This is a genomic window from Variovorax multivorans, from assembly GCF_051216835.1.
Classification (GTDB): Bacteria; Pseudomonadota; Gammaproteobacteria; order Burkholderiales; family Burkholderiaceae_C; genus Variovorax.
In genome coordinates this window covers 391234-415961 of the sequence record NZ_JBPJZL010000004.1, presented here as the reverse complement: position 1 = coordinate 415961, position 24728 = coordinate 391234, and the positions used below count along the sequence as shown (strand labels likewise).

The following is a 24728-nucleotide window of genomic DNA, read 5'->3' as shown; positions in this document are numbered from 1 at the left end:
CCTGGAGACACAACACATGAAAAGACGCGACATCCTCCTCTCGTCGCTGGCCGCGGCATGGGCCGGCGGTGCCTTTGCACAGATCGGCAATGCGCCGGTGCGCATCCTCGTCGGCGCACCCGCGGGCGGCTCGACCGACACGCTGGCGCGCTCGCTCGCCGTCAGCATGGGCCCGGCACTCGGCCGCACGGTCATCGTCGAGAACCGGCCGGGCGCGGGCGGCAACATCGCCGCCGATGCGGTGGCCAAGGCCGCGCCCGACGGCAACACACTGCTGATGAGCTTCACCAGCCACGCGATCAACGCCACGCTCTACCCGACGCTGCCCTTCGACCCGGTGAAGGACTTCACCGCGCTCACCTGCGTGGCGACCTCGCCTTCGATCCTCGTCGCGCACCCGTCGGTGCCTGCGAAGGACGTGCGTGAACTCATCGCACTCGCCAAAGCAAAGCCGGGCCAGCTCAACTTCGCGATCGGCGCGGTGGGCTCGTCGCTGCACATGGCGGGCGAGGCTTTCAAGATGCAATCGGGTGTGGACATCGTGAACATCCCCTACAAGGGCACCGCACCCGCCGTGCAGGACGTGCTCGCCGGCCAGGTGCAGCTGATGTTCGCGGCCGTGGGCAACGTCAAGGCACACATCCAGGCCGGCAAGCTCAAGGCGCTGGGCGTGACCACGGCGAAACGGCTGCCGGCCTTTCCGAATGTACCGGCGATTGCCGAGGCGCTGCCCGGCTACGAATCGAGCGCGTGGTTCGGCCTCTTCGGCCCTGCCCGCATGCCTGCCGACCGCGTGAAGCAGATGGGCGACGCGGCGCGCCATGCGCTGCAGCAGCCCGACATGCGCCAGCGCCTCGATACCGAAGGCGCGATCCCGGTCGGCAACTCGTCCGAACAGTTCTCCGCCTTCGTGCAGAGCGAGATCGTGCGTTGGGCCGAGGTCGTCAGGTTCTCGGGAGCCAAGCCGGAATGACACCGATGGCTCCAACCCGCGCGCCAGCCCTGACCCTGGCCCAGAAGCTCATCGCACGCGCGAGCGGACGCGAGCGGGTGTCCGTGGGCGAGATCGTGACCTGCGGCGTCGACATGGCGATGTTTCACGACTCCTCGGGCCCGCGCCGACTGCAGCCGATGCTGGAAGAGCTCGGCGCGCAGATCTGGGACCGCTCGCGCGTGGTGCTCGTCATGGACCACTACGTGCCCGAGCGCGACGACGATTCGCGCCGCATCGTGCGCATCGCACGCGACTGGGCGCGCGACCAGAAGCTGCCGCACGTGTACGACAGCCAGGGCATCTGCCACGTGGTGGTGCCGCAGCATGGCCACATCCGACCGGGCATGCTGTGCGTGGGCGGCGACTCGCATTCGCCCACGGGTGGCGCTTTCGGCGCCTACATGTTCGGCATCGGCAGCACCGAGATGCTGGGTGTGATGGTCAACGGCGAGATCTGGCTGCGCGTGCCCGAGACCATTCGCATGTGGTGGGACGGCGCGCTGCCCGCGGGCGTGACCGCCAAGGACATGATGCTGCACATGATCGGCCGCTTCGGCATGAACGGCGGGCGCTACCAGGCGGTCGAGTTCGCCGGGCCGGCGGTCGCTGCGCTGTCGATGCAGGAGCGCATGACGCTCTCCAACATGAGCGCCGAACTCGGCGCGCAGGCCGGATTGATCGCGCCCGATGCGACCACGGCGCAATTCCTGGCCGAGGCCGGCGCGCCGCCGGTGGACATGGCGCCCTGGTTCACCGACGACGATGCCGCGCTCACGGACTACCGCTTCGATGCCTCCACGCTCGAACCGTACATTGCCGCACCGCACAGCCCGGCCAACGCCCACGGCGTGAGCCGGTACGCGGGCACGCACGTCGACGTGGCCTACATCGGCGCCTGCACCGGCGCCAAGCTCGACGACCTGCGCGCTGCCGCGCAGGTGCTGCGCGGCCACAAGGTGGCGAGCGGTATCCGTCTCATCGTGGCGCCCGCCAGCCTGCGCGACCAGGAGCAGGCGCGCGAGGAAGGCGTGCTGCAGGTGCTGATGGACGCCGGCGGCGAACTCTTCCCGACGGCCTGCGGCGCTTGCTCGGGCTACGGCGACCCGATGGGCGACGACATCACCGTCATCTCGACCACGGCGCGCAACTTCAAGGGCCGCATGGGATCGCCGACTGCGCAGGTCTATCTGGGCTCGCCCTACACGGTGGCGGCGGCCGCATTGCGCGGCTGCGTGACCGATCCGCGCGAGGTACTTGCATGAGCGTAACCAAAGCGACGCACCGCGTCTGGCGCCTGGGCGCCGACATCGACACCGACCTGCTCGCGCCGGGCCATGCCATGAAGCACGGCATCGACATCATCGCGAAGCACTGCCTGGAGGCCATCCGCCCCGACTTCGCCGCCGGCGTGCAGCGCGGCGACGTGCTGGTGGCAGGGCCGAACTTCGGCATCGGCTCCTCGCGCGAGCAGGCCGCCGCCGTGCTGGTGCACCTGGGGGTGGCCGCCGTCGTCGCGCCTTCGTACAGCGGCCTGTACTTTCGCAATGCCTTCAACGTGGGCCTGCTGCTGCTGACCTGCGCCGAGGCCGAGACCTTGAGCGAAGGCGAGCAGATCGCCCTCGACACCACGGCTCCCGAGATCGTCGCACCCGGCCGCAAGCGCCTGGCCTGCGAGCCGGTGCCCGGATTCCTCATGGACATGGTCCGCGCCGGCGGATTGATGAACCAGTTGCGCCAGCGCTCTGGCCGCCCCGCCTTCAAGAAAGCCCCCGATGCATGATCCTTCTTCCGCCACAACCATCGACCCCGTCACGCTCGCCGTCCTGCGCGGCCGCCTCGAACAGGTGGCCGACGAGATGGACGCCACGCTCTACCGCAGCGCGTTCAACCCCATCATTGCCGAGGCGCACGACGCCTGCCACGGCCTCTACGACGCGGCGAGCGGCGACACGCTGGTGCAGGGCAAGTCGGGCCTGCCGGTGTTCGTGGGCGCCATGGCCTTCGCGGTGCGCGCCACCGCCAAGGCAGCCGAGCCGCGCGGCGGCATGAACGACGGCGACATCTGGATCAGCAACGACGCCTACGACGGCGGCACTCACGCCAACGACTTCAAGCTGGTGAAGCCGTTCTTTCGCAACGGCAAGCTCTACTGCTACATGGCCTCGGCTGCGCACTGGCACGACGTGGGCGGCGCGGTGCCCGGCAACTACAACCCGGCCGCCACCGAGTGCTGGCAGGAGGCGGTGCAGATTCCGCCGGTGCGCATCGTGCAGGGCGGCGTGCTCGATGCGGACGTACTCGCGATCCTGCAGGCCAACACGCGCCTGCCCGACAGTCTTTGGGGCGACCTGAACGGACAGCTCGCCGCACTGGAGCTCGGCGAGAAGCGGCTGAACGGCCTGCTCGACGAGTATGGCGACGACCTGGTGCTCAACGCGCTCGGCGAGCTGCGCAGCCGCGCGCTGCGCCTGATGCGCTCGCACATCGCCTCGCTGCCCGATGGCCGCTACAGCTTCCAGGACGTGCTCGACAACGACGGCATCGTGAACGAGCCGCTGACCATCGCGCTCGACATGACGGTGGCCGGCGACCGGCTGCTGCTCGATTTTTCGCGCACCTCGCCGCAATGCGCGGGGCCTGTGAACATCTCGCGCGCCACGGCGGTGGCCGCCTGCTACGTCGCGCTCAAGCACTTGTTCCCCGATGTCCCCGCCAATGCCGGCGTGCTCGATGCGGTGGACTTCAACATCCCCGACAAGCTCGTGATCAGCTGCGAGCGCCCGCGCCCGGTCGGCGGCTACACCGAAACCATCCTGCGCATGATCGACGTGATCTTCAGCGCGGCGGCGCAGGCCGACCCGACGCGCGCGGTGGCGCAGGCCTACGGCACGATCAATGCCCTGTCGATCGCGGGCCACCGCAGCGACAAGGGTCGCGAAGGCCAGCGCTGGGTGATGTTCAGCTTCTTCGGCGGCGGTCATGGCGGCCACTCGGGCGGCGACGGGCTCTCGCACGGCAATGCGCCGATCTCGACCGCGACGATTCCTCCGCTGGAGATTCTCGAAGCCGCCTACCCGGTGCGCTTCACCGAATGGTCGCTGCGCGCCGATTCGGGCGGCGACGGCCGGCATCGCGGCGGCCTCGGCGCCGTCTACGAAATCGAGCTGCTGGAGAAAGACGCCGAAGTGTTCGTCTTCGGCGAGCGCGGCACCTCGCCGCCCAAGGGCATCGCGGGCGGCGGCGAAGGCGCAGTCAACGTGTTCAGCTACGAGAACGCGGGCGAGTGGCACACGCCGCCCATGGTGTCGAAGATGCGCGGCATCCAGCTCGTGCGCGGCGAACGCGTGCGGCTCGAAACGCCCGGTGGCGGCGGCTGGGGCCACGCGGCCGATCGGCCTGCGCAACAGCGCGAGGCCGACAGCGCGATGGGCTATGTGACAACCGGCACCCCCACCGGCGGCAGCAAGAAGAAGGCGTCCGAATGACTTCCACTGGTAAATCCCTTGTCGTCGGCGTCGATGTCGGCGGCACCTTCACCGACCTCTTCGTGCTCGACGAGACACACGGTACGGCGCGCATCGTCAAGGTGCCCTCCACGCGCGGCGAAGAAGCGCGCGGCTTCATGAACGGCGTGGCGCGCGTGGCCGACTCGGCCGCGGCCATCGCCACCATCGTGCACGGCACCACGGTGGGCACCAACGCGCTGCTCGAACGCAAGGTGGCGCGCACCGGCATCATCACCACGCGCGGTTTTCGCGACGTGCTGGAGATGCGCCGCCGCGACCGGCCCGAGACCTGGGGCCTGCGTGGCAGCTTCACGCCGGTGGTGCCGCGCGACCTGCGCCGCGAAGTCGACGAGCGCGTGCTCGCCGACGGCACGCTGCACACCGCAGTCGATCTGGACCAGGTGCGCGCCGAAGCCCGCTCGCTGCTCGAAGCCGGCTGCGAGGCCGTGTGCGTGTTCTTCATCAACACCTATGCGAACCCCGAGAACGAGCGCCTCGCCGTCGCGGCAGTGCGCGCGCTCTGGCCCAACCCGCACGTCACCTCGGCCAGCGAAGTGCTGCCCGAGATCCGCGAGTTCGAGCGCTGCTCGACCGCCACGCTCAACGCCGCACTGCAGCCCGTGGTGGGCGGCTACCTCGAGCGGCTCGAATCCGACCTGCGCGGCCAGGGCTTTGCCGGCGAGCTGCTGGTGGTGCAGAGCAACGGCGGCGTGATGTCGCGGCAGACCGCGAGCGACCTGCCGGTGCGCACGGCGCTGTCAGGCCCGGCGGCCGGCGTGATCGCCTGCGCGGCCATTGCGCGCGCGGCGGGCTTTCCGAACGCGATTACCGGCGACATGGGCGGCACCTCGTTCGACGTGTCGCTGGTGGCGAACGGCGAAGCCGCATTGGCCGCGCAGACTGCGATCGAGTTTGGCATGGTGATCCGCTCGCCGATGATCCAGATCGAGACCATCGGCGCCGGCGGCGGCTCCATCGCCTCGGTGGATGCGAGCGGCATGCTGCAGGTCGGCCCCGAGTCGGCCGGCAGCGTGCCGGGTCCGGCCTGCTACGGGCGCGGCAACATGCGCCCGACGGTGACCGATGCGAACGTGCTGCTGGGCCGCATCGCCGCCGATCGCCCACTGGGTGGAGGACTGCTCGCGGCACTGGATGCGCAGAAGTCGCGCCAGGCGATCGAGGAGCACGTCGCCCGGCCACTCGGCCTGGGCGTGCACGCGGCCGCGGAAGCCATCCTCACCGTGGCCAATGCGCGCATGGCGGGCGCGATCCGCCTCGTGTCCATCGAACGCGGCCACGACCCGCGTCGCTTCGCCTACATGCCTTTCGGCGGCGGCGGTGCGCTGCATGTGTGCGCGATGATGCGCGAGGTGGGCGTCGCGACCGGCATCGTGCCGCGCTACCCCGGTGTGACCTCGGCCCTCGGCTGCGTGATCGCCGACATGCGCCACGACGCGGTGCAGACCCTCAACAAGCCTTTGACCGAGCTCGATGTGGGTGACCTGCAGCGCCGCATCGACGAACTGGCCGCGAGCTGCCAGCAGCGCCTGGATTCATCGGGCGTGCGCTTCGACCAGGTGCGCGAGGTCATCGCACTCGACATGCTCTACGCGGGCCAGACGCACACTCTGCCCGTGGTGCTCGCCGACGCGGGCAAGGCGCCGATCACGGCCGCATCGATCCGCGCCGCATTCGAGGCCAGCTACACCGCCGCATTCGGCCGGGTGCTCGAAGGCATTCCGATCCGCGTGATGAACCTGCGCTATGCACGCATCGGCGTGCGACCGAAGTTCGACCTGAAGGTGCTGGCACCCGAGGGGCGAGGCAGCATCGTGCCGCTGGGCACGCAGCGCGTGTTCCACCACGGCCAGTGGCACGAGGCGGTGCGCTACGCTCGGCTCGACCTGCCAGTGGCTGCGCGCATCGAAGGCCCTGCAATCCTCGAACAGGCCGACACCACCGTGTGGCTCGAACCCGGATTCCACGCCGAGGTCGACGCGCACGGCAACCTTCTGGTGAGGCTGTCATGAGCACAGGCAAGAAATCCGTTGCAGCGAAGACCGCGCTGGTCGTCATCGACCTGCAGAACGACTTTCTCGATGCCAGCGGTGCCTATGCGCGCGGTGGCGACACCAATCCGCCGGCGCTGCTGCTGCCGGTGCGCGTGGCCGAGGTGGCGCGTGCGCTCAAGGCGGCGGGTGGCCTCGTGGCCGCAAGCCAGTTCACGCTGTGGCCGAACGCGGCCGGCGAACCGATGGTGTCGCCGCACCTCAAGGCGATGCGCCCTTATCTGAAAAAAGGCGACTTCGCGCCCGGCAGCTGGGGCCAGGCGAACGTCGACGCGTTGACCGGGCTGGTCGACGTGACGGTGAGCAAGGTCGCGTACTCGGCCTTCTTCAACACACAGCTCGACTGGGTGCTGCGCCACGCCGGCATCGACACGGTGGCGGTCTGCGGCATCGTCACCAATGGCGGCGTCGCGAGCACCGTGCGCGATGCGCACATGCGCGACTACCGCACGCTGGTGCTGTCCGATGGCTGCGCGGCCTTCGGCGAAGAACGCCACCAGACCTCGCTGGCCGACATGCGCAACGTGGCCGAGGTGACGGACTGCACAACCTTCATCGCATCGCTCGCATGACGACAAAGCCTCCGCGCCACATCCGTCGCGCCGCGCAGGTCGAGGCCGAAGTGCACGTGCCGGTGGCCATCGTCGGCGGCGGCGCCTGCGGGCTCACGACCGCACTGATGCTGAGCGATGCGGGCGTGGCCTCTGTGGTGCTGGAGCGCGACGCGCTGCCGAGCGGATCGACCGCGCTGTCCTCCGGCTTCATCCCCGCGCCCGGCACTCGCGCGCAGCGAGCGCATGGCGTACATGACGACAGCGCCGGGCGCTTCGCCGCCGACATCCAGGCCAAGGCCCATGGCCACGCCGCACCTGCGCTGGTCGAGGCCTATGCGGCGTCCATCGGTCCGGCGCTCGATGCGCTGCAGGAACGGCACGGCCTGCAGTGGATGCTGCTCGACGGCTTTCTCTATCCGGGTCACAGCGTGCATCGCATGCATTCGCTGCCGCAGAAAACCGGTGCGTCGCTGATGGCGGCCTTGCAAGCGGCCGTCGAGGCGGCGGGCATTCCCGTGCTGACGCAAGCGCTGGTCGACACGCTGGTGCTCGATGCCGAAGACCGCATGATCGGCGTCGACTACTTGCGCCCCGATGGCAGCCGCGAAACGCTGGCCTGCGATGCGCTGCTGCTCGCCTGCAATGGCTTCGGCGGCAACGCGGAAATGGTCCGCGCGCTGCTGCCCGAGATGGCCGAAGCCACCTTCGGTGGTCACGTCGGCAACGACGGCAGCGCGATCCTGTGGGGCCAATCGCTGGGCGCACGTCTGCGCGACCTCGGCGGCTACCAGGGCCATGGCTCGTGGGTCACGCCGCAAGGGGCGCTGATGTCGTGGGCCGTGATGATGGAAGGCGGCGTACAGCTCAACTGCGAAGGCCTGCGCTTTCACGACGAGACGCAGGGCTACTCGGAAGCCGCGGTGCACGTGCTCGCGCAACCGGGCGGCATTGCCTGGAACGTGTTCGACACGCCGCTGCTCGCACTGGCGCGGGGCTTCCCCGACTTCTGCGAGGCCGAAGCGGCGGGCGCGTTGCGCCGCTGCGAATCGGTGGCTTCGCTGGCGGATTGCATCGGCTGCGAGCCTTCCGTGCTGCAAGGCACGTTCGACGCCATGCGCGCCAGCACGCCACCGCCCGATGGCCGCGTGTTCGCACGCGCGCTCGAAGCGCCGTACTTCGCAGTGAAGGTTACGGGCGCGCTGTTCCACACCCAAGGCGGCCTCGACACCGCGCCCGACATGCGCGTGCTGCGGCACGACGGCACGCCCTTCACCAACCTGTTCGCCGCCGGTGGCGCGGCGGGCGGTGTTTCTGGCGATGAGGTCTGGGGTTATCTCTCCGGCAACGGCCTGCTGAGTGCGGTGGCCGGAGGCTACATCGCGGCGCACACTGCCGCTGCATTGATCCATTCGACGAAAGCGTCTCCATGACGAACCCTTCCTTCAAGACCCGGCTCGCACGCCACGACATCGTGCTTGCGCCCGGCGTGTACGACGCGCTCAGCGCCCTCGTGGCCGAGCAGGCCGGCTTCGAGGCGCTCTACCTCTCGGGCGCCTCCATCGCCTACACGCGGCTCGGCCGCTCCGACGTCGGCCTCACCACCTACACCGAGGTGGCCGACACCCTGGCCCGCATCACCGAGCGCGTGAGCCTGCCTGTGATCGTCGATGCCGACACCGGTTTCGGCAACGCGCTCAACACCCAGCGCACCGTGCGCGGCTTCGAGCGCGCGGGCGCGGCGATGGTGCAGATCGAAGACCAGACCTTTCCCAAGCGCTGCGGCCACCTCGACGGCAAGGCCGTGGTGCCCGAACGAGAGATGGTCGGCAAGCTCAAGGCCGCGCTGGACGCGCGCACCTCGAGCGACACGCTGATCCTCGCGCGCACCGATGCGGTGGCGGTCGAAGGCCTGGAGGCCGCGCTCGACCGCGCCGAAGCCTACCTCGCCTGCGGCGTGGACGCGCTCTTCATCGAGGCGCTGCGCTCGCCCGAGCAAATGGACGCGGCCTGCCGGCGCTTCGGCGACCGCGTGCCGCTCCTGGCCAACATGGTCGAAGGCGGCAAGACACCGATCCAGGACGCGGACGCGCTGCAGAAGCACGGCTTTCGCATCGCGATCTTTCCAGGCGGCACGGCGCGCGCGGTGGTGCACACGCTGCGGGGCTACTACGCGAGCCTGCATCAGCACCGCACCACGCAGCCGTGGCGCTCGCAAATGCTGGACTTCGATGAGCTCAACGAAGTGGTCGGTACACCAGATTTGATACGCAACGGGCAGAAGTACGAATAAGCTAAGCCGCTGTCATGCATTTCTGAACGTAGCGCGCAATGGCTTCCACGCTACGAAATTCGTCTACGGAGCGTGCTGGCGTATCGGCGTACTGGCCGTTCCACATGCGCGCCAGTGCCCGCCCTGGACCAATCTCGATCACGCATGCCACTCGTCGCCCGGCGACGCTTTCCATGCATTCGTCCCACCGCACTATGTGATCGATCTGCATGGCCAACGCGTGCTTGAGTTCAGGCGGCTCGGCAACGCGGCCCGCCGCATCGCTGAAGAGAGGAACTCCGGCAGCACGAAACGCCAGCGGCGCAATGTGCGCAGCAAAGCCCTGCGCCGCCGCAGCCATCCACCGTGTATGTGATGCCACCTGCACATTGAGAAGCAAAGCGTGCACGCCCTGGCGTTGCGCCGCTTCGATTGCGAGCGGCAGCACGACTTGCAGGCCCCCGAGCACAACGCTGTCGATGCCGTTTCGTATGGCGACGACCAGATCGAATTCTTCGCACAGCCGTTCGAGCAGCGATTCGGTCACCCCGCTGACGCCCATCAGGCCTGTGGAATTCGACTCCCCAGCACAGTCCATCAGCGCTGCGCGGCGATGCGCCAACTCAAGGGCCGTGTTTGCATCGAAAACGCCAGCCGCCGAAAACGCCGCCAGTTCGCCAACACTGTAGCCAGCCGCCGCCGCTGGCGCTGGAAGACATGGGGCAAGCTGGGCCCATGCAGCCAACGCCAGGCCTGTCAGCAGAACCTGGGCATTCGCATTGCGCCCCGCCCAAACGGGATCTTTTACGCATGCTCTCCAGTCATCGATGCCGAGTAACTGCTGCATGGCGTGCACCGTTTCATCATTCGCGAGCCAAGGCAGCATGTCGGGATGCTGCATGCCCTGGCCCGAAAAGACGACGGCGTAGCTCATTCCGCCACGCCGCAGATGCGCTGCATCCAGCACGCCGCGGCCAGGGTATCCGCAGCGCCACCAGGCGACAGACGAAGCGCGACGAAGTCACGGTGAACCGCATGTGCGGCTTCCATGCCCCCCTGCCCTGCTGCACCGCCCTTCGCAAGAAAATCGCGCGCTGCCTGCTGTGCGTCGCGCAGGCCCTGAATTCCGCCGCGGTGCGCCAGGTTGCTGTCGTCCAGTACAGCCATGACGGCGAACAAGGTATCGACACGCGCCTGCTCCGGGCTCAGACCGCGCCGCACCGCACGAAAAAGTGTCGGAACCGCCGTGTCGAACAACACCGGGAATCCAAGCGCGGCCTCTTGCGATGCGCTTCGCAATCCATGGCGGCGGGCCGCGATGCCGCCTGGCAAGGTGGAAACGCGGTCGCTGCGGGCCTGCAACGCATCGCCCCAATGTCGACGCAATGCGATCCGCAGTGCGGCTGGACGCGCCGGCTCCCCATCGCGTCGCGCCGCACCGGCGGCGGCACAGAGCAGGCCCAAGGTAAAGACGGCGCCGCGGTGTGTGTTCACGCCACCCGTCGCCTCCAACATCTGAGCCTCTGCGGCAATTCCACAAGCTTCCAGTGCGTTGAAAGGTGCATGCGCCTCGCCCAACTCAGCGATCTGCACGAAGTAGTGCCGCAGCGCAATGAGGCTTCGCATGAAGGTGTGTGCGTCCATGTCGTCATGACTGCCGTTGTCGACGAAGGACACCAGTCCTGGCTTCGGTGCCAACGCCAGCTCGTCGTACAGCGCCAGCGTTGCCGCGCAACCGATTGCGTGCGATGAAGGCGGTGAAGAGAACGCTGTCGAGACGCGGGCGAGAGGTAACGCAGTGCTCATGCCGCAAGCCCCATCTCTTGACTGTCTTCGGGCACGAAGGCGTTTGTCTCCAGGCGGGCACCGCACACGTGCTTTACGAGCACGCTGCGCGAATGTCCGGCCCGCCAGGCGCTCCACTCGCGCCAATTGACCGCGCTGCCATCGCGAAAGACAAGTTCGCCATCAAGCCGCAACCGCCCGGGCGCCTGGGCCTGCAGACAGGCAGCCACGGAGTCCGCGTGGCGTGCATCGTCGACCGCGATCCACAAGTCCAGATCGGATCCCGGGTGCACGTACCGCAAGCCCGTGAGTTGTTGCCAACCATAGCTGCCGTAGGCGCGCACCTGCACGCGCCCCACTTCGAGCGCTGTCGCCAACCTGTGCCAGGCCGCGCGCGCATCGCGCGGCAGCAAATGCAGCACCTCGTTTGCGCGCGGAAATTCACCGAAGCACAGGATGGCCGAACGCGGCACCTGCAAGCCGAGCCGGCGGCGGCCCCAGTGAGTTGGCGCGGGAAGGCCGAGCGATACAGTTTCCTCCTGCGCGGTCGCAAGCTCGTGTTGGCGTGTCACGACGAGCGGAAGGCCTCGATCTGCCCAGTGCGCGATGCACGCCCTGCCCTCGCAGTCCCATGGGCGGGCCAGCGCTTGCGTCCAGCCCTGGCCGGAAAGGTGAGCGAGGCGATGGCGGCGCAGCAGCTTCATGCCAGCACCTCAGGCAGCATCGAGCACACGTTGCGCCACGTCGGCGGCGAGCTTGCGGCCGCCGCGCAAGGCGCCATCCTTGGCACGTCGGTCTTCACCTGTCGCTTCGGACAATGCAGCACGCAACGCCACCTGCAGATTGCCCTCCCAGAGGGCGCGCACGCCGCCCATGGCCACGTAGTTGCCGACACCGGGTGCAAACACAGGATTCGATTCGGAAAGCTCAGTGAGCATGGCCTCGGGCAACTTGGTCACTCGTGCCATCGCAGGGATGCGCATGACACGGATTTCCGCCTCAGGCAGCGCATCGCAGGCATCGGCGATCAGGCCCGAGGTGATGAAGCCGCCCGACAACGCCTGGTCGTACACCAGTCCAATCACTCGATGCCCATTCCGCCGCGCAAGGTCAATACACATGCCGAGGTGTGCCATGGCACGATTGATACCGAGCAATTCGTCGCGTCGGCGCAGCTGCTGGCCCTGGGTATCGATGAGCAGCAGGATCGGTCGACCCGGATGCTGCGAGATCGTGTCAAGCACCACGCGGGCTTGCGCCAACGCGAGCCGAACGCCGATCGATGCGTGATTCGTTGTCCCGATGACCGTGAGCAACTCGCCCTCGAACAAGACCTCCCCTTGAAGAAAATCGCCGGCCTCACGCATGCCGTGGAAGGGGCCAAAAAGTTGCGTGACCAACGTGTTCCATTTCATCTTTGTGCCTCCGTGGCCACGCGCAAGGCATGCATGGCGGCCACGTCAATGTCGGGAATGCGCTGCGCATCGGCCACGCCCAGGCGCTGCCAGAGCGCCATTGCGTCGTCCAGGTCATCGCTGGGTGGCGGCATATCGCGCAAGCGCGCGCTCAGCAGCGCGTGTTCGGTCTCGAGCAATGCCGACGTGACCGGCTTCGCAGCCGAGAGCGCGCAGATGGCCGCCTCGCGGAAGGCCTGCACATCGTCTTCAACGAGCTCGTCGCAATCGCCTGTCAGCCAACGGTGTTTGCCGCCGGTGGTACGCCACACCAGGGCGCGGTCGCGCGAATCGAACTCCTCCACACCGAAGGAAGCCTCGATCACCTCGGGGCCGGACATGGCCAGCCGGCCGCTGTCGCTCATCACGATGTAGTCAGTGCAGCGCGCGACGATGCCCATGCCACCGAAGCAGCCGTTCGCGCCGCCGATCAGCGTGATCACGGGGATGCCCGCCGCACGCACGTCGAGCACCGAGCGCATCACCTCCGACACTGCAATCAGGCCGGCATTGGCTTCGTGCAGCCGCACTCCACCGGACTCGGCCAGCAGCAGCACGGCCGTTGGCCGGTCGCGCAGTGCGCGCTGCAACAGGCCCACGAGCTTGGCGCCATGCACTTCGCCAACGCCGCCGCCCATGAAGGCGCCCTCCTGCGCGGCAACGAAGACCGTGCGACCGGCCAATGAGGCGCGGCCGATCGCAACGCCATCGTCGAAAGCACAGGGCACACCCAGTTGGGCAAGGTGCGGGCTGGTCAGCCGCTCGGACGGCGGCAGCCACTCGTGGAAGCTGCCCGCATCCAGCAGAAGGGCCAGGCGCTCACGCGCCGTGCATTCGGCATAGCTGAGGCTCATGACGATGCTCCCGGCAGTTCGGCCACTGCCTGGCCGAGCCGCAGGCCCACCACTGCGGGGGTGGCGCCCATGTCATTGATCGAGATGCGGATGCCTCCGAGCGGATGCCGTTCGTGAAAGTCCGCCAGCACTGCCCGCCAGATGGGTTCGAAGCCGCGCGCCGAGGTCTCGATGCGCACGGTGCAGTCATCGCCGGCAGCGCTCTCGAGCATCACCTCGAGGTTGCCCGAGCCGACCACGCCGACCAGGACTGGCGAAAAGGTGTCCGCGATGCGCTGCCCGGGGAAGGAAAAGTCCAGGATTTCGAGTCCTGCTGGAATGCTCATGATGGTTGTTTCCTACCAGTTCCTGAATCGTTGGGGCGGCTGGTACAGCCCGCCCGAGGCGCGCACGATGTCGCGCATGCTGCGCGCGGCCAGAAGGTTGCGCGTGGCGTCACGCGGGTCGATGCCCAGATCCTCCGGCCGGCGAATCACGCCGCGGTCGCGCAGGTTCTCCACCGCGCGCTTGTCGCGCCCCAGCCCGACCGCCGTGTAGCCTGCTACGCCTCGGATCGCCTGCTCGCGCTCTGCATCGTTGCGGCACAACAGCAGGTTGGCGATGCCTTCCTCGGTGAGGATGTGACTCACGTCGTCGCCGTAGATCATGATCGGCGGCAGTTCCATGCCCGACTGTTCCGCCAACTGCCATGCGTCCAGCCGGTCGACGAAGGCGGGCTGCATGTGCTCTCGGAAGGTTTCGACCATCTGCACCACCAGCTTCTGGCCACGCGGCGTGCCGGCCGCGCCGCCGCGGCCCGCGCGCGCTTCCTGGCCCGCCTTGAGCCAGGCCGGGCTCGTGTGGCGTCGACCGCGCGCGTCGGCGCCCATGTTGGGCGCGCCGCCGAAGCCCGCAATGCGTCCCAGCGTGGCGGTCGAGCTGTTGCCGTCGAGGTCGATCTGCAGCGTCGACCCGATGAAGAGGTCGCAGGCGTAGTGCCCTGCGGCCTGGCAGAACGCGCGGTTGCTGCGCAGCGACCCGTCCGGGCCGGTGAAGAACACGTCGGAGCGCGCGCGGATGTAGTCCTCCATGCCCAGCTCGGAGCCGAAGGAATGCACCGATTCGACCCAGCCTGCCTCGATCGCCGGGATCAGCGCGGGATGCGGGTTGAGCGCCCAGTGCTTGCAGATCTTGCCCTTGAGGCCGAGCGACTCGGCATAGGTCGGCAGCAGCAGTTCGATCGCTGCCGTGTCGAAGCCGATGCCGTGGTTCAGGCGCTGAACGCCGTATTCGGCGTAGATGCCCTTGATCGCCATCATGGCCATCAGCACCTGAATCTCGCTGATCTGCGCCGGGTCGCGAGTGAACAAAGGTTCGATGAAATTGGGGCGCGGCGCTTTCACCACGAAGCTCACCCAGTCCGCCGGTATGTCGATGCGCGGCAGCTTGGTGGTGCGGCCATCGACCAGCTCGTTAACCTGCGCGATCACGATGCCACCGGAAAAAGCGGTGGCTTCGACAATGGCGGGAGTGTCCTCGGTGTTGGGGCCGGTGTAGAGGTTGCCCTCGGCGTCCGCGGCATGGGCAGCCACCAACGCCACGCGCGGTGTGAGGTCGACGAAGTAGCGCGCGAAAAGCTCCAGGTAGGTGTGGATCGCGCCGATCTCGATGCGCCCGGCCGACACCAGCTTGGCCAGGCGCGCGCCCTGCGGCCCCGAGAAGCTGAAGTCCAGCCGGCTCGCCACGCCGTTTTCGAACAAGTCCAGGTGCTCGGGCAGCGCGAGCACCGACTGCACCATGTGCAGGCCGTGCACCCGCGCCGTGTCGACCTGCACCAGCGCGCGGGCCAGGAAGTCGGCCTGCTTCTGGTTGTTGCCTTCCAGGCAGACCCGGTCGCCTGGCTCCAGCACGGCCTCCAGCAGCGTGCCGATCGCTTCGGTGGCCACCAGCTTGTCCTGGCGCTGCGTGCCAAGTGCCTGCGCGGCGCGGGCCAACCGGTCCGCGCGGTTTTCGGTCCTGGTGTTCCAGTTCATGCGATCCATTCGTCCATTCCTCAACCCATCACCGCCTTGACGGCAAAAAACAGCACGGACGGGCCCAGGAGGCAGCCCAGTCCGGTATGGAAAGTAGCGACCAGCGCACCGTAGGGCACCAGCTTGCGATCGGTGGCCGCGAGGCCGGCCGACACGCCGCTCACAGTGCCGGCAAGGCCGCCGAAGACCATCGCCGAGCGCGGCGTCTTCAGGCGCAGGAAGCGTGCGGCCATCGGGGTGCCGACCATCACGAGGATGGCCTTGACCAGGCCGGTCGCGATGCTCAGCGCCATCACGTCGGGGCTGGCACCGATGGCCGCCCCCGTGACGGGGCCCACGATGTAGGTGACGGCCCCGGCGCCGATCGTTGTCATGCTGACCGCGTCGGAGTAGCCGAAACTCCAGGCGATCGCCGCGCCCACTACAAAAGGCAGCAGCGTCCCGAGCAACAGCGAGATCACTCCGATGAGCCCCGCCTGGCGAGCTTCGGTCACCTGCACTTCAAAGGCCGTGGCAACAATCGCGAAATCGCGCAGCATGGCCCCGCCCATCAGGCCGATGCCTCCGAACAGCGACATATCGGCCAGGCCTTTGTGGCCCCCGGTCCGGGTGCCGCCCCAATACGCGAAGATGAGCCCGATCACGATGGCGATGGCCGATCCGTGCACGCGCCCGAAGGTCAGGCGGCGCGAGATCTGGCCGGAAAGCAGCACGATCAGCCCCACGACCATGAAGGCGCTGACCAGGCCGTTCTGCAAGGCCGCTTTTTCGAGGATTTCAAGCATGGCGCTCATTCCGCCTCGTTGAGAAGAGGGTTGTCGTTGCGCACCGGCTCGGCCTGCGAGCTGGCGACCGGATGCTCCATGCGATTGATCAGCGAGATCGCCACCGCGCAGACGGCAACGGCCGCCAGCGCCGAAAGTAGTGCGACGGGTCCACCGCGCAACGCGGAAACCATGTCCTGCTGCGCCGCCATGGCGACCACCACCGGGATGTACATGGCACCCCAGTACTCCACGCCCAGTTCGGTCAGCTTGGGCAGGATGCCCTTCCTGTTCATGTAGATGCGCGCCGTGATGAGCAGCAGCATCGCGATGCCCACGCCGCCGACGTTGGTCTTTACACCCAGCGCCTGACCCAGCAGGTCGCCCAGAAAAATGCCCAGCAGATGGCACAAGGCCAGCAGCGCGGTGCCGTAGATGATCATGGGTTATGTCTCCGGAGTGACGGCGCGCGAGGGGCGCTGTTCCTGGAGACGTACGGTATCGGCTTGCCCGGCCGCAATCAATTAACGGCAGTCGACGACAGTTACTCTCAGCGAAACGATCGAGGACGCCAATGCGGTGCCGCGCTCAGGCCAGTTCGGCCCTGGCGCTCCTGCATACCGCGAGCAGCGCAAGCAGGTTCGGGTCGCGCTCGCGTGTACGCAGGAAGCTGACTCCCAAGGTCTGGCGCATCAGGTACTTGGGCGCCAGCGGAATCAGTTGGACCTTCTGCGAGAACAGGTCGCGCACGCGCCCTGGCAGCAGCGTGTAGCCAATGCCACCGCTGACCAGGTTCATCAGTGAGAAGATGTCGCCGGTCTTCATCACCACGTTGGGAGTGAAGTTCGCCACGCGAAAGGCCTCCACGAACCCGTTGTAGGTAGCGAACCCCTCCTTGAGGCTGACGAATTTTTCGTCGGAACATTCGCTCAGGTCGACGCAATCGAGCGCGGCGAAGCGCGATCCCATCGGGGCTGCGAAGTAGATGTCGTCTTCGAACAGCGGCTCCGAAACGATGTCGCCAACCTCTTCCGGGACCGCCATCAGCGCCGCATCGACAGCGCCGTCGCGAATTTTCTGCAGCAGATCCGCGTTGGAGCCGAGCACGAGCTCGGTTTCAAGGCTGGGCTTGCGCACCTTCATGTGGATGAGGACCGCGGGCACAGTGCGGATGGTCAGCGAGTAGAGCGACCCGATACGGATGCGATCGGCCGAGTAGCCGGCGACCTCGCGCGTGGAGCGGATGCCCGCGGACATGGTCTGCAGCACCTCGCGCGCCACTTCGGCCAGCGCATGCGCGGCCTCGGTGGGATGGAGGTTGCGGCCCTCATGGCGAAACAGCGCGCAGCGCACGCCGACTTCCAGAGAGTGCAAGGCACGGTGCACGCTCACCGTGCTGACCTCGAGCCGCTCGGCCGCGCGCGCGAGATTGCCGGTTTCCATGAACGCGATCAGCGTCTCAAGCTTGCGGAAAGTGATTTCTTCGTCGACACGGGCGTGCATGATGGTCTCGCAGATCAGTCCGCATCCTAGCCCTTCGGTGGGCTCGGCCGGCATGGCGCTCTAAGGACGCGGGCGCGCAGTGAACTTTCTGGCCCCCTCGGAGTACGCACCGGAGGCAAAGTTGATGGCATGGCCGCGCCGAGCCGCCGCGCACGCCTTGGCGAACAGTTCGTCGCTCATCTCCTTCCACCATGACTTGGTGATGGCCACCGAGGTGGGTGACCAGGTCGCGACCAGCGCGCAGATCTCCGCGACGCGTGCGTCCAGCCGTTCGTCCTCGACCACCTCGTGGACCAGGCCCAGCGCCAGCGACTGCTGCGCCGGCACGATCTCGGCCAGCAACACCATCCGTTTCATCGCGGCCTCTCCGATGATCGGCCACAGCAACGCGCTGCCCACGATGGCCGCCGAGCCCACCTTGAACTCGGTCATGCCGAAGCGCGCTTGCGTCGATGCGATGCGCAAGTCGGACATGAGCGCGATCTGCAGGCCCGCGCCAGCCGCCACGCCGTTGATGCGCGCGATGACGGGCTTTCTCAGTGCACGAAAAATCTCGTACAGGTCGAGGTAGCTGTCGATGCGCGCCGCGGATCCGGCGGCGTCCATCGCTGCGCTTTCGTATTGGTCCTGGCCTGCGCAAAAGGCCTTGCCGCGACCGGTGATGACGATCGCCCGCACGGCATCGTCGGCATCTGCCGCCACCAGCGCCGCGCGAAAGAGTTCGCGCTGCTCGCGATTGAATGCGTTCATCGCCTGTGGCCGGTCGAGCGTGATCGTCGCAATCGCGTTGTCGATGGCGAGCGTGACGCAGGGCGGCATGGAAATCGTGTTGGTCATTGATCGTCTCGTTGTTGTCTCGGGCTCAACGTGAAGTCGCCCGGATGGGCTGCACCACGCGTTCCCACTTGGTTGATTCCTGCTGCAGCAGTTCGCGCGCCTGCGCCGGCGTGCTGTGCACCACTTGCACGCCCAGCTGCGCAAAGCGGCGCTGGGTTGCCTCGCCATTCAGCACCTGGTTGAGCGCGGCGTTCAGCGCCGCGACAACATCGTCGGGGGTGCCCTTCGGCGCAAGCACGGCGTATACCGACGCGGCCATGAACCGGGGCAGGCCTTGCTCGGCGAACGTCGGCACGTCGGGCATCACGGACAGCCGCTGGGCGCTGGCGACGCCCACGGCCACAACGCGCCCCGTGGCGAGGTTGGTCAGCGCAGTCGGAGAGGTCGTCAGCATGATCTGGATCTCGCCGGCGAACAGGTCGGCCATCGCGGGCGCGGAGCCCCTGTAGGGCACGTGCAGCAGGTCGAGGCCGGCCTGCTGCCTGAACCACTCGGTGACGATGTGTTCGGTGGAGCCATTGCCCGACGAACCGTAGGCGATCTTGCCGGGGGTCTTGCGCGCCTGTGCTCCCAGTTCGGCGTACGAAGTGATTCCGCTCTGCTTCGACACCAGCATCACCAGCGGCAGTTCGCCGACGGTAGCCACTGGCTTGAAGTCCTTGGCGATCTCGTAGCCTGTGGCTTCGGGACCGACCATTTTTTCCGACATGACATACGAGGTGGTGGGCGCCATGAGCAGCGTGTAGCCGTCGGGCGCGGCGCGCTTGACGAACTGTGCGGCGATGGCGCCGGAGGCACCCGTCTTGTTGTCGACGACAACCGATTGCTTCAGCTGAAGTGACAGGCCCTGGGCGATCGCGCGCCCGACCACGTCGACGCCGCCGCCCGCCGAAAAGCCCACGATCAGGCTCAGCGGCTTCTCGGGAAATGCCGCATGGGCGCCGGCGCCAAGCAGCAAGACCGCGCCCACTGCAACCGCGCGACACCAGGAACTCAGATCTGCTCGAATCATGTTCTTCCTCTCGAATGAAAAAGGGCAAGGCGATGGAGATGCGGTAGCCGCCGCAACTGCGAGGCTTCAGTGTTTGGCAGCGCGAAAGTCGGTGGTGGCGGCATCCCAGACACCGGCCACCTGGCGCGAGAGTTCTTTCTTCTGGATGCGCTGCGTGGGCGTCTTGGGGAAAGCGTCGATGAATTCGATGTAGCGTGGAACCTGAAAGTACGGCAAGCGCTGGCTCGACCAGCGGATCAGCTCCAGCGGCTCGATGCGCACGCCATCGCGCAAGCGCACGAAGAGCTTGAGCTCGTCTTCGCCCAGATCGCTGGGCACGCCCACCAGCGCCACTTCGGCGATGGCTTCGTGTTCCGCGAAGACGCGCTCTACATCCCACGCGGAAATGTTGATGCCTCGCCTGCGCAGCATGTCCTTCTTGCGTCCTGCGTAGTAGAGATTGCCATTGGCGTCCGCGTGCGCGAGGTCGCCGGTCATGAAGAGATCGCCGCGGCGCGCGGTGGCGTCGGCTTCGGGGTTCCTGAAGTAGCCCAGAAAGCCGAGCCGGGCATCCCATGCGCGCACTGCAACTTCGCCTTTTTCGCCGGCCGCCACCGGCGCGCCGTCATCGTCGAGCAGGGAAATCTCGTAGTACGAGAGCGGCTTGCCGATCGAGCCGGGCGTGCCGTCCACGTTCGCCGTCACGAAGGTGATCAGTTCGGACAGGCCATAGCCCTCGCGCATCGTGACCCCGAAGCGATCGGCAAATTCGGTCCAGATGTGCGCGGGACAGCCGCCGCCCCAGGCGAAGCGCACGCCGTGCTGGCGGTCGTCGGCGCGCGCGGGCTGCTTCATCAGCATGGGCAGCACGCTGCCCAGGTAGTGGATGTGTGTGGCCCTGTGCCGCCTCGCGTCGTCCCAGAAGCGCGACGCACTGAACCGCTCGAGCATCGCCAGCTGGAAGCGGCCGATCAGGGCCGCGATGGCGACAGCGACGCCGGAGCCGTGGTGCAGGGCCTCCCAGAACAGGAAGACATCACCGGGCCCTGCTTCGGTCAGGCGAAGCACCGCCATCGGCCCGGCGCGCAGATGTCGGTCGGTCTTCAGCACCCCCTTGGGCGCGCCCGTGGTGCCCGAACTCGGGCTCAGCGCAATGACATCGTCGGCTGCCACGGCCAACGCCGAATCGTCCTCGGCCAAGGTGGCATACCCATCGAATTCGCGGTCTGCGCCGTTGCGCCAGATGAGCTGCGGCAGCGGCGCCGCGATGCCCTCCAATGCGGCCTCGAAGGCCGTGTCGACAACCAGGGCTCGAGGGGCGAGCTCCGTGAGCAGGTGTTCGAGTGGCGCGCCGATCAGGTGGACATTGATGGGCACCCTCACTATGCCCAGACGGGCCAGCGCAAAGATCAGGTAAAGGTGGTCCGGATGACTCGCAAGCATGACTGCCACCCGGTCGCCGCGCGCCAGCCCTGCGCGCCTGAGCATTGCGGCGACCTGGCTGACGCGCTGGTCGAGCCGGCGAAAGCTGATCTGCTCGTCCCGGAACGTGCAATAGATCTCGTCCGGGTGATGCCGGGCGCGCCGTGCCAGCAGCGCGCCGATGGTTTCATCGCCGACCTCGTTCATTGCGACATGCGGAAGAAGCTTGTTTTGCACGGACATCCTGTTCCCGGTGGTCACCGCCGGTCGTTATTTAATTGCAATGCAATTTTGTAAATCGACCTGCAATTTTTCAAGGATCTGGCTTTGTCACGCCTTTGTCAAGAAAAATCGCGTACGTGGATGTGCGTACCCAGCCCGGCTGACGGGAGCGCACAAGCCGCCGTGTCAGGCGGCACCAGAAGGAAAAAGGGAGATCAGATCGACGCTTCGCGCGCCGCCTGCTCGAGCTTGGGCAGGATCACTTTGTGCGCCTTCGCGAGATCGAAGCGCGTGTGCACGGTCGACACGTTGATGGCCGCGACGATGCGCCCCGCATCGGTCACAGGAACGGAAACCGAAACGCCGTCTTCCGAAAAATTCTTCTCGGTGAACGAGTACCCGTTCTCGGCCGCCTCGCGGAAGATCGCCAGCACCTCGGCGTTGCTGCGCCTGCCGAAACGCGAGCGCACCGCTGGCGCCAGCGCATCGAGCATGGCCGCCAGCTGCGCCTGCGGTGCGTGCGACAGCAGCACCTGCCCGGACGACGAGGTGAGCGCCGGGAAGCGGCTGCCGACCGGCAGATTGATGGCCGTAATGTGCGCGCCGGGAATGTTCTGCAGCACCACCACGTCATCGCCGTCGAGTTCGACCCATGACACCGTTTCCAGCGTTTGCGCGGCCAGGCTCTGCAGCAGGGGATATGCAAGCTCTCGCTGCGAATGATGGCGGTGCATGCCGCGCACCAGGCTGAGCAGCTTCAACGCGGGAAAGTATCTCTTCGACTCCGCGTCCTTGTTGAGATAGCCGAGCTGATGCAGCGTGTAGACGTAGCGCTGGGCTGCGCTGCGGCCCATCTGCGTGTGGTCGGCGATGTCGCCGATCGACAGTGGCGTGATGCGCTCGTTGAAGAGCTCGAGTACGCGCATGCCCTTGGCCATCGAGCCGATGAACAAGCGAGGATCGGGACCGAGCTGATCCCAGTCGGATTCCGACGATGCCGCACGGGCGCGCGAGGGGGGAATCTGAGGAGTATCCAAGGGGACTCAGCTGCGGAGAACGAAGAAATCCGAGATGCTGAACATGGCGCGCCGAGGCACTGAAGAAGCCGTCGCAATGAATTTGCCGGAAGGTGCATCGTAACTCAAGACAGTCCGCCGGGCGTTCGTTCGAAGGATCGGCATTCACGCTGGAGAGGTCGTGATGTTCATCGAACCGCTGCTTGCTTGCGCCATGCCGTCCGAACCAAAGTACAGGACGCATCGATGCGCAGGGCCAGGTGACTGCCGACATGAATTTCTCGTGCCCACATCGCATCGCGGCTAGCGGACCGCATTCCGATCGGTAATCATCTTCGGGGTGATGAAGATCAGCAATTCGCTCTTCTTGACCTCGCGGGTGCGTGATCGGAACAGCACCCCGACATAGGGCAATTCACCGAGTACCGGTATCCGTGACTCGTCGTTCGTTTCCGACAGCTCGAAGATCCCGCCGATCACGACAGTCCCTCCGTTTTCTACGAGCACTTCGGTCTGAACGTGCTTCGTGTTGATGGCATAGCCGGCAGTGGTCGACTGGCCGACGGAATCCTTGTTCACGTCCAGCGTCAGGATGATGTTTCCTTCAGGCGTGATCTGCGGTGTGACCTCGAGCCTGAGATTCGCCTTCCTGAAGGAGACCGAAGTCGCGCCGCTCGACGTGGCAGACTGGTAAGGAAGTTCGGTCCCTTGCTCGATCAAGGCCTTGGTTTGGTCGGCCGTGACGACCCGAGGGCTTGCCACGACCTTACCCTTGCCGTCTTCTTCCAGCGCGGATATTTCCAGATTCAGGATCTTCGACATGCTGGAGTTGTAGAGCGAAACCGCGAAGGTTCCTGTGGAAGTGCCACTGGAACTGCTGGCCGGCAGGTTGACGAAGTTGCTGCTGGAGGTCGACGAGTACGACACGGTGCCATCGCTGCTCGTCGTCGCCTGGGTGCCGATCGAACTGTTGCTGCCCTTGGACGATCCACCCAGCTTGACGCCCAGCGATTTGCTGAAGGTGTCCGATGCCTCGACGATGCGCGCCTCGATCAGTACCTGTCGCACCGGCACATCGAGCTTCTGGATCAGCTCGGCGACCTGCTGCAGACGCGAGGGGATGTCCGAGACAAAAAGCTGGTTGGTGCGCGCCTCGGCGATCACACTGCCGCGCGGACTCAGGATGCGTGTGGGCGTGCCTGAGCCGCCCCCACCGCCACCACTGCCGCTACCCGTCAGGCCTTGCACGAGGGTCGCGGCCTTGGTGTAGTTCAGCTGAAACGACTGGGTACGAATCGGCTCCAGGCTCTGTATGGTGGCCTGCGCTTCGAATTCGAGCTTTTCCTTGGCGTTGATTTCGTCCTTGGGTGCGATCCACAGCACGCCGCCGTTCTTGCGCACGCCCAGGTTCTTCGCCTGCAAGATGATGTCCAGGGCCTGGTCCCAGGGCACGTCCTTCAGCCGCAGCGTCAGTGCGCCGCTCACCGAGTCCGAGGTCACGATGTTGAAGTTCGTGAAGTCGGCGATCACCTGCAGCAGCGAACGGATGTCGATGTTCTGGAAGTTCAGCGAGAGCTTTTCGCCGCTGTAGCTCACGCCCTGCGTGAGCTTGGTCGGATCGATCTTGCGCGGGCGCACTTCCACGACGAACCGGTTCTCGCTCTGGTAGGCGCTGTGCTCCCAGTCGCCCTTGGGCTCGATGGTCATGCGCACGCGATCATCCGCTTGCTGCACCGTCACCCACTGGACGGGGGTGCCGAAATCCGCCACGTCCATGCGGCGGCGCAAACCTTCGGGCAGCGTGGACTTGGTGAATTCGACGACCAGGTTCTTGCCTTGCTGCCGAATGTCGACGCCCACCTGGCTGTTGGCCAGATCGACGATCACGCGGCCGGCGCCATCCGAGCCCAGGCGGAAGTCAACGTCGCGCAGCGGCAAGGTATCCCTGCTGCGGTTCTCCGCAAAGGTGGAAGACATGGGCGCGTTGAGCGCCGCACCGGCGACAGGATCGAGTGACACGAGCAGCGATTGGCCCTGAACCTGGGTCGTGTAGGTCGTTGCCTGTTTGAGATTCAGCACCAGGCGCGTGCGCTCGCCGGCCTGCGCCACGTTGACTGAGCGCAGATTGCCCTGGTTGATTTCGATGGGCGCGCGGCCAACGCCGTTCGTGACTCCGGGAAAGTCAAGGGCGATGCGTGCAGGCGACTGGATGGTGAAACCCGTCGGCGCCGTGACAAGCGGCCGGGAAAAATCGATGCGGATGACCTCTGCACCGGATTGCACCGAAGACGTGACCGATTCGATCGCGTTTTGCGCCTGGGCTGCCGCGGCGCCTCCCCACACGCACAGCAGCAGACATGCGGTACGCAGCCATCGCGCGATGGCAGATTGTTGTTCGTTCACGTTGGGCCTTTTGTTACTGCAGCGATCGGGACGTCCGGCGCTTTTGCATCGGGTGAGCTCAACCATTCCCGTT

23 protein-coding genes are annotated in these 24728 nt (G+C 66.6%); 8 read left to right on the top strand and 15 right to left on the bottom strand.

From position 1 onward, the window contains the following. Positions 1 to 16: 16 nt before the first annotated feature. From ACSFCA_RS12220 to ACSFCA_RS12185, 8 genes are read left to right on the top strand one after another with little or no spacing between them, the layout of a single operon-like run. Complete coding sequence (locus tag ACSFCA_RS12220; protein ID WP_435459692.1) at positions 17 to 973, top strand: tripartite tricarboxylate transporter substrate binding protein; 957 nt, start codon at positions 17 to 19, stop codon at positions 971 to 973. Next, positions 970 to 2256: a 3-isopropylmalate dehydratase large subunit gene (locus ACSFCA_RS12215; RefSeq protein WP_435459691.1), complete on the top strand. Its 1287-nt coding sequence runs from the start codon at positions 970 to 972 to the stop codon at positions 2254 to 2256. The genes ACSFCA_RS12220 and ACSFCA_RS12215 overlap by 4 nt, the downstream gene beginning before the upstream one ends. Then, positions 2253 to 2774 carry a LeuD/DmdB family oxidoreductase small subunit gene (locus tag ACSFCA_RS12210; protein WP_435459690.1) on the top strand — a complete coding sequence of 174 codons (522 nt, stop codon included), beginning with the start codon at positions 2253 to 2255 and terminating at the stop codon, positions 2772 to 2774. Before ACSFCA_RS12215 ends, ACSFCA_RS12210 begins: the two co-directional genes overlap by 4 nt. Beyond that, a complete protein-coding gene (locus ACSFCA_RS12205) occupies positions 2767 to 4479 on the top strand; it encodes a hydantoinase B/oxoprolinase family protein (RefSeq protein ID WP_435459689.1) in 1713 nt (570 codons plus the stop codon). Before ACSFCA_RS12210 ends, ACSFCA_RS12205 begins: the two co-directional genes overlap by 8 nt. After that, positions 4476 to 6530, top strand: a complete 2055-nt coding sequence (locus tag ACSFCA_RS12200) for a hydantoinase/oxoprolinase family protein (RefSeq protein WP_435459688.1) — start codon at positions 4476 to 4478, stop codon at positions 6528 to 6530. The genes ACSFCA_RS12205 and ACSFCA_RS12200 overlap by 4 nt, the downstream gene beginning before the upstream one ends. Continuing rightward, positions 6527 to 7141, top strand: a complete 615-nt coding sequence (locus ACSFCA_RS12195; protein WP_258349710.1) for a cysteine hydrolase family protein — start codon at positions 6527 to 6529, stop codon at positions 7139 to 7141. The genes ACSFCA_RS12200 and ACSFCA_RS12195 overlap by 4 nt, the downstream gene beginning before the upstream one ends. Continuing rightward, positions 7138 to 8553: an FAD-dependent oxidoreductase gene (locus ACSFCA_RS12190; protein WP_435459687.1), complete on the top strand. Its 1416-nt coding sequence runs from the start codon at positions 7138 to 7140 to the stop codon at positions 8551 to 8553. The genes ACSFCA_RS12195 and ACSFCA_RS12190 overlap by 4 nt, the downstream gene beginning before the upstream one ends. Then, positions 8550 to 9413, top strand: a complete 864-nt coding sequence (locus ACSFCA_RS12185; protein ID WP_435459686.1) for an isocitrate lyase/PEP mutase family protein — start codon at positions 8550 to 8552, stop codon at positions 9411 to 9413. Before ACSFCA_RS12190 ends, ACSFCA_RS12185 begins: the two co-directional genes overlap by 4 nt. Before the next feature lies 1 nt (position 9414). On the opposite strand, the gene ACSFCA_RS12180 is transcribed toward ACSFCA_RS12185, so the two are convergent. The 15 genes from ACSFCA_RS12180 to ACSFCA_RS12110 all read right to left on the bottom strand — a co-directional run bounded on the left by ACSFCA_RS12180 (position 9415) and on the right by ACSFCA_RS12110 (position 24655). Further along, positions 9415 to 10326: an acyltransferase domain-containing protein gene (locus tag ACSFCA_RS12180; protein ID WP_435459685.1), complete on the bottom strand. Its 912-nt coding sequence runs from the start codon at positions 10324 to 10326 to the stop codon at positions 9415 to 9417. Then, positions 10323 to 11198 carry a triphosphoribosyl-dephospho-CoA synthase MdcB gene (gene mdcB / locus ACSFCA_RS12175; protein ID WP_435459684.1) on the bottom strand — a complete coding sequence of 292 codons (876 nt, stop codon included), beginning with the start codon at positions 11196 to 11198 and terminating at the stop codon, positions 10323 to 10325. Before mdcB ends, ACSFCA_RS12180 begins: the two co-directional genes overlap by 4 nt. After that, complete coding sequence (mdcG, locus tag ACSFCA_RS12170) at positions 11195 to 11881, bottom strand: malonate decarboxylase holo-[acyl-carrier-protein] synthase (RefSeq protein WP_435459683.1); 687 nt, start codon at positions 11879 to 11881, stop codon at positions 11195 to 11197. The genes mdcB and mdcG overlap by 4 nt, the downstream gene beginning before the upstream one ends. Positions 11882 to 11890: 9 nt before the next feature. Then, entirely contained in the window at positions 11891 to 12592 is a 702-nt protein-coding gene (locus ACSFCA_RS12165) for a biotin-independent malonate decarboxylase subunit gamma (protein ID WP_258349716.1), read from the bottom strand. Further along, positions 12589 to 13485, bottom strand: coding sequence for a biotin-independent malonate decarboxylase subunit beta (locus ACSFCA_RS12160; protein WP_258349717.1), 897 nt, complete (start codon positions 13483 to 13485; stop codon positions 12589 to 12591). The genes ACSFCA_RS12165 and ACSFCA_RS12160 overlap by 4 nt, the downstream gene beginning before the upstream one ends. Beyond that, on the bottom strand, positions 13482 to 13811 hold the full coding sequence (gene mdcC / locus ACSFCA_RS12155) for a malonate decarboxylase acyl carrier protein (protein ID WP_435459682.1): 330 nt from the start codon (positions 13809 to 13811) through the stop codon (positions 13482 to 13484). The genes ACSFCA_RS12160 and mdcC overlap by 4 nt, the downstream gene beginning before the upstream one ends. Positions 13812 to 13823: 12 nt before the next feature. After that, complete coding sequence (mdcA, locus tag ACSFCA_RS12150; RefSeq protein WP_435459681.1) at positions 13824 to 15506, bottom strand: malonate decarboxylase subunit alpha; 1683 nt, start codon at positions 15504 to 15506, stop codon at positions 13824 to 13826. Positions 15507 to 15517: 11 nt separating this feature from the next. Further along, positions 15518 to 16282: a malonate transporter subunit MadM gene (gene madM, locus ACSFCA_RS12145; protein ID WP_435459835.1), complete on the bottom strand. Its 765-nt coding sequence runs from the start codon at positions 16280 to 16282 to the stop codon at positions 15518 to 15520. Between the two features lie 5 nt (positions 16283 to 16287). After that, entirely contained in the window at positions 16288 to 16704 is a 417-nt protein-coding gene (gene madL / locus ACSFCA_RS12140; protein WP_435459680.1) for a malonate transporter subunit MadL, read from the bottom strand. Between the two features lie 145 nt (positions 16705 to 16849). Continuing rightward, a complete protein-coding gene (locus ACSFCA_RS12135; RefSeq protein ID WP_435459679.1) occupies positions 16850 to 17764 on the bottom strand; it encodes a LysR family transcriptional regulator in 915 nt (304 codons plus the stop codon). A 60-nt stretch (positions 17765 to 17824) separates the two neighbouring features. Further along, positions 17825 to 18601, bottom strand: coding sequence for an enoyl-CoA hydratase/isomerase family protein (locus tag ACSFCA_RS12130; RefSeq protein WP_435459678.1), 777 nt, complete (start codon positions 18599 to 18601; stop codon positions 17825 to 17827). Positions 18602 to 18626: 25 nt separating this feature from the next. Further along, on the bottom strand, positions 18627 to 19613 hold the full coding sequence (locus ACSFCA_RS12125) for a Bug family tripartite tricarboxylate transporter substrate binding protein (protein ID WP_435459677.1): 987 nt from the start codon (positions 19611 to 19613) through the stop codon (positions 18627 to 18629). 66 nt (positions 19614 to 19679) lie between these two features. Beyond that, positions 19680 to 21251, bottom strand: coding sequence for an AMP-binding protein (locus ACSFCA_RS12120; protein WP_435459676.1), 1572 nt, complete (start codon positions 21249 to 21251; stop codon positions 19680 to 19682). Between the two features lie 200 nt (positions 21252 to 21451). Continuing rightward, complete coding sequence (locus ACSFCA_RS12115) at positions 21452 to 22273, bottom strand: IclR family transcriptional regulator (RefSeq protein WP_435459675.1); 822 nt, start codon at positions 22271 to 22273, stop codon at positions 21452 to 21454. A 282-nt stretch (positions 22274 to 22555) separates the two neighbouring features. Beyond that, positions 22556 to 24655 carry a type IV pilus secretin PilQ gene (locus tag ACSFCA_RS12110; RefSeq protein WP_435459674.1) on the bottom strand — a complete coding sequence of 700 codons (2100 nt, stop codon included), beginning with the start codon at positions 24653 to 24655 and terminating at the stop codon, positions 22556 to 22558. Positions 24656 to 24728 lie beyond the last annotated feature (73 nt).

What these genes read in the sequence shown, in the direction of transcription:
- ACSFCA_RS12165 (WP_258349716.1), bottom strand. Translation starts at nt 12,592, where the DNA reads ATGAAATGGAACACGTTGGTCACGCAACTTTTTGGCCCCTTCCACGGC.
- ACSFCA_RS12210 (WP_435459690.1), top strand. Translation starts at nt 2,253, where the DNA reads ATGAGCGTAACCAAAGCGACGCACCGCGTCTGGCGCCTGGGCGCCGAC.
- ACSFCA_RS12190 (WP_435459687.1), top strand. Translation starts at nt 7,138, where the DNA reads ATGACGACAAAGCCTCCGCGCCACATCCGTCGCGCCGCGCAGGTCGAG.
- ACSFCA_RS12125 (WP_435459677.1), bottom strand. Translation starts at nt 19,613, where the DNA reads ATGATTCGAGCAGATCTGAGTTCCTGGTGTCGCGCGGTTGCAGTGGGC.
- mdcB (WP_435459684.1), bottom strand. Translation starts at nt 11,198, where the DNA reads ATGAGCACTGCGTTACCTCTCGCCCGCGTCTCGACAGCGTTCTCTTCA.
- mdcG (WP_435459683.1), bottom strand. Translation starts at nt 11,881, where the DNA reads ATGAAGCTGCTGCGCCGCCATCGCCTCGCTCACCTTTCCGGCCAGGGC.
- ACSFCA_RS12160 (WP_258349717.1), bottom strand. Translation starts at nt 13,485, where the DNA reads ATGAGCCTCAGCTATGCCGAATGCACGGCGCGTGAGCGCCTGGCCCTT.
- ACSFCA_RS12215 (WP_435459691.1), top strand. Translation starts at nt 970, where the DNA reads ATGACACCGATGGCTCCAACCCGCGCGCCAGCCCTGACCCTGGCCCAG.
- ACSFCA_RS12200 (WP_435459688.1), top strand. Translation starts at nt 4,476, where the DNA reads ATGACTTCCACTGGTAAATCCCTTGTCGTCGGCGTCGATGTCGGCGGC.
- madL (WP_435459680.1), bottom strand. Translation starts at nt 16,704, where the DNA reads ATGATCATCTACGGCACCGCGCTGCTGGCCTTGTGCCATCTGCTGGGC.
- ACSFCA_RS12220 (WP_435459692.1), top strand. Translation starts at nt 17, where the DNA reads ATGAAAAGACGCGACATCCTCCTCTCGTCGCTGGCCGCGGCATGGGCC.
- ACSFCA_RS12195 (WP_258349710.1), top strand. Translation starts at nt 6,527, where the DNA reads ATGAGCACAGGCAAGAAATCCGTTGCAGCGAAGACCGCGCTGGTCGTC.
- madM (WP_435459835.1), bottom strand. Translation starts at nt 16,282, where the DNA reads ATGCTTGAAATCCTCGAAAAAGCGGCCTTGCAGAACGGCCTGGTCAGC.
- mdcC (WP_435459682.1), bottom strand. Translation starts at nt 13,811, where the DNA reads ATGAGCATTCCAGCAGGACTCGAAATCCTGGACTTTTCCTTCCCCGGG.
- ACSFCA_RS12135 (WP_435459679.1), bottom strand. Translation starts at nt 17,764, where the DNA reads ATGCACGCCCGTGTCGACGAAGAAATCACTTTCCGCAAGCTTGAGACG.
- ACSFCA_RS12205 (WP_435459689.1), top strand. Translation starts at nt 2,767, where the DNA reads ATGCATGATCCTTCTTCCGCCACAACCATCGACCCCGTCACGCTCGCC.
- mdcA (WP_435459681.1), bottom strand. Translation starts at nt 15,506, where the DNA reads ATGGATCGCATGAACTGGAACACCAGGACCGAAAACCGCGCGGACCGG.
- ACSFCA_RS12180 (WP_435459685.1), bottom strand. Translation starts at nt 10,326, where the DNA reads ATGAGCTACGCCGTCGTCTTTTCGGGCCAGGGCATGCAGCATCCCGAC.
- ACSFCA_RS12130 (WP_435459678.1), bottom strand. Translation starts at nt 18,601, where the DNA reads ATGACCAACACGATTTCCATGCCGCCCTGCGTCACGCTCGCCATCGAC.
- ACSFCA_RS12185 (WP_435459686.1), top strand. Translation starts at nt 8,550, where the DNA reads ATGACGAACCCTTCCTTCAAGACCCGGCTCGCACGCCACGACATCGTG.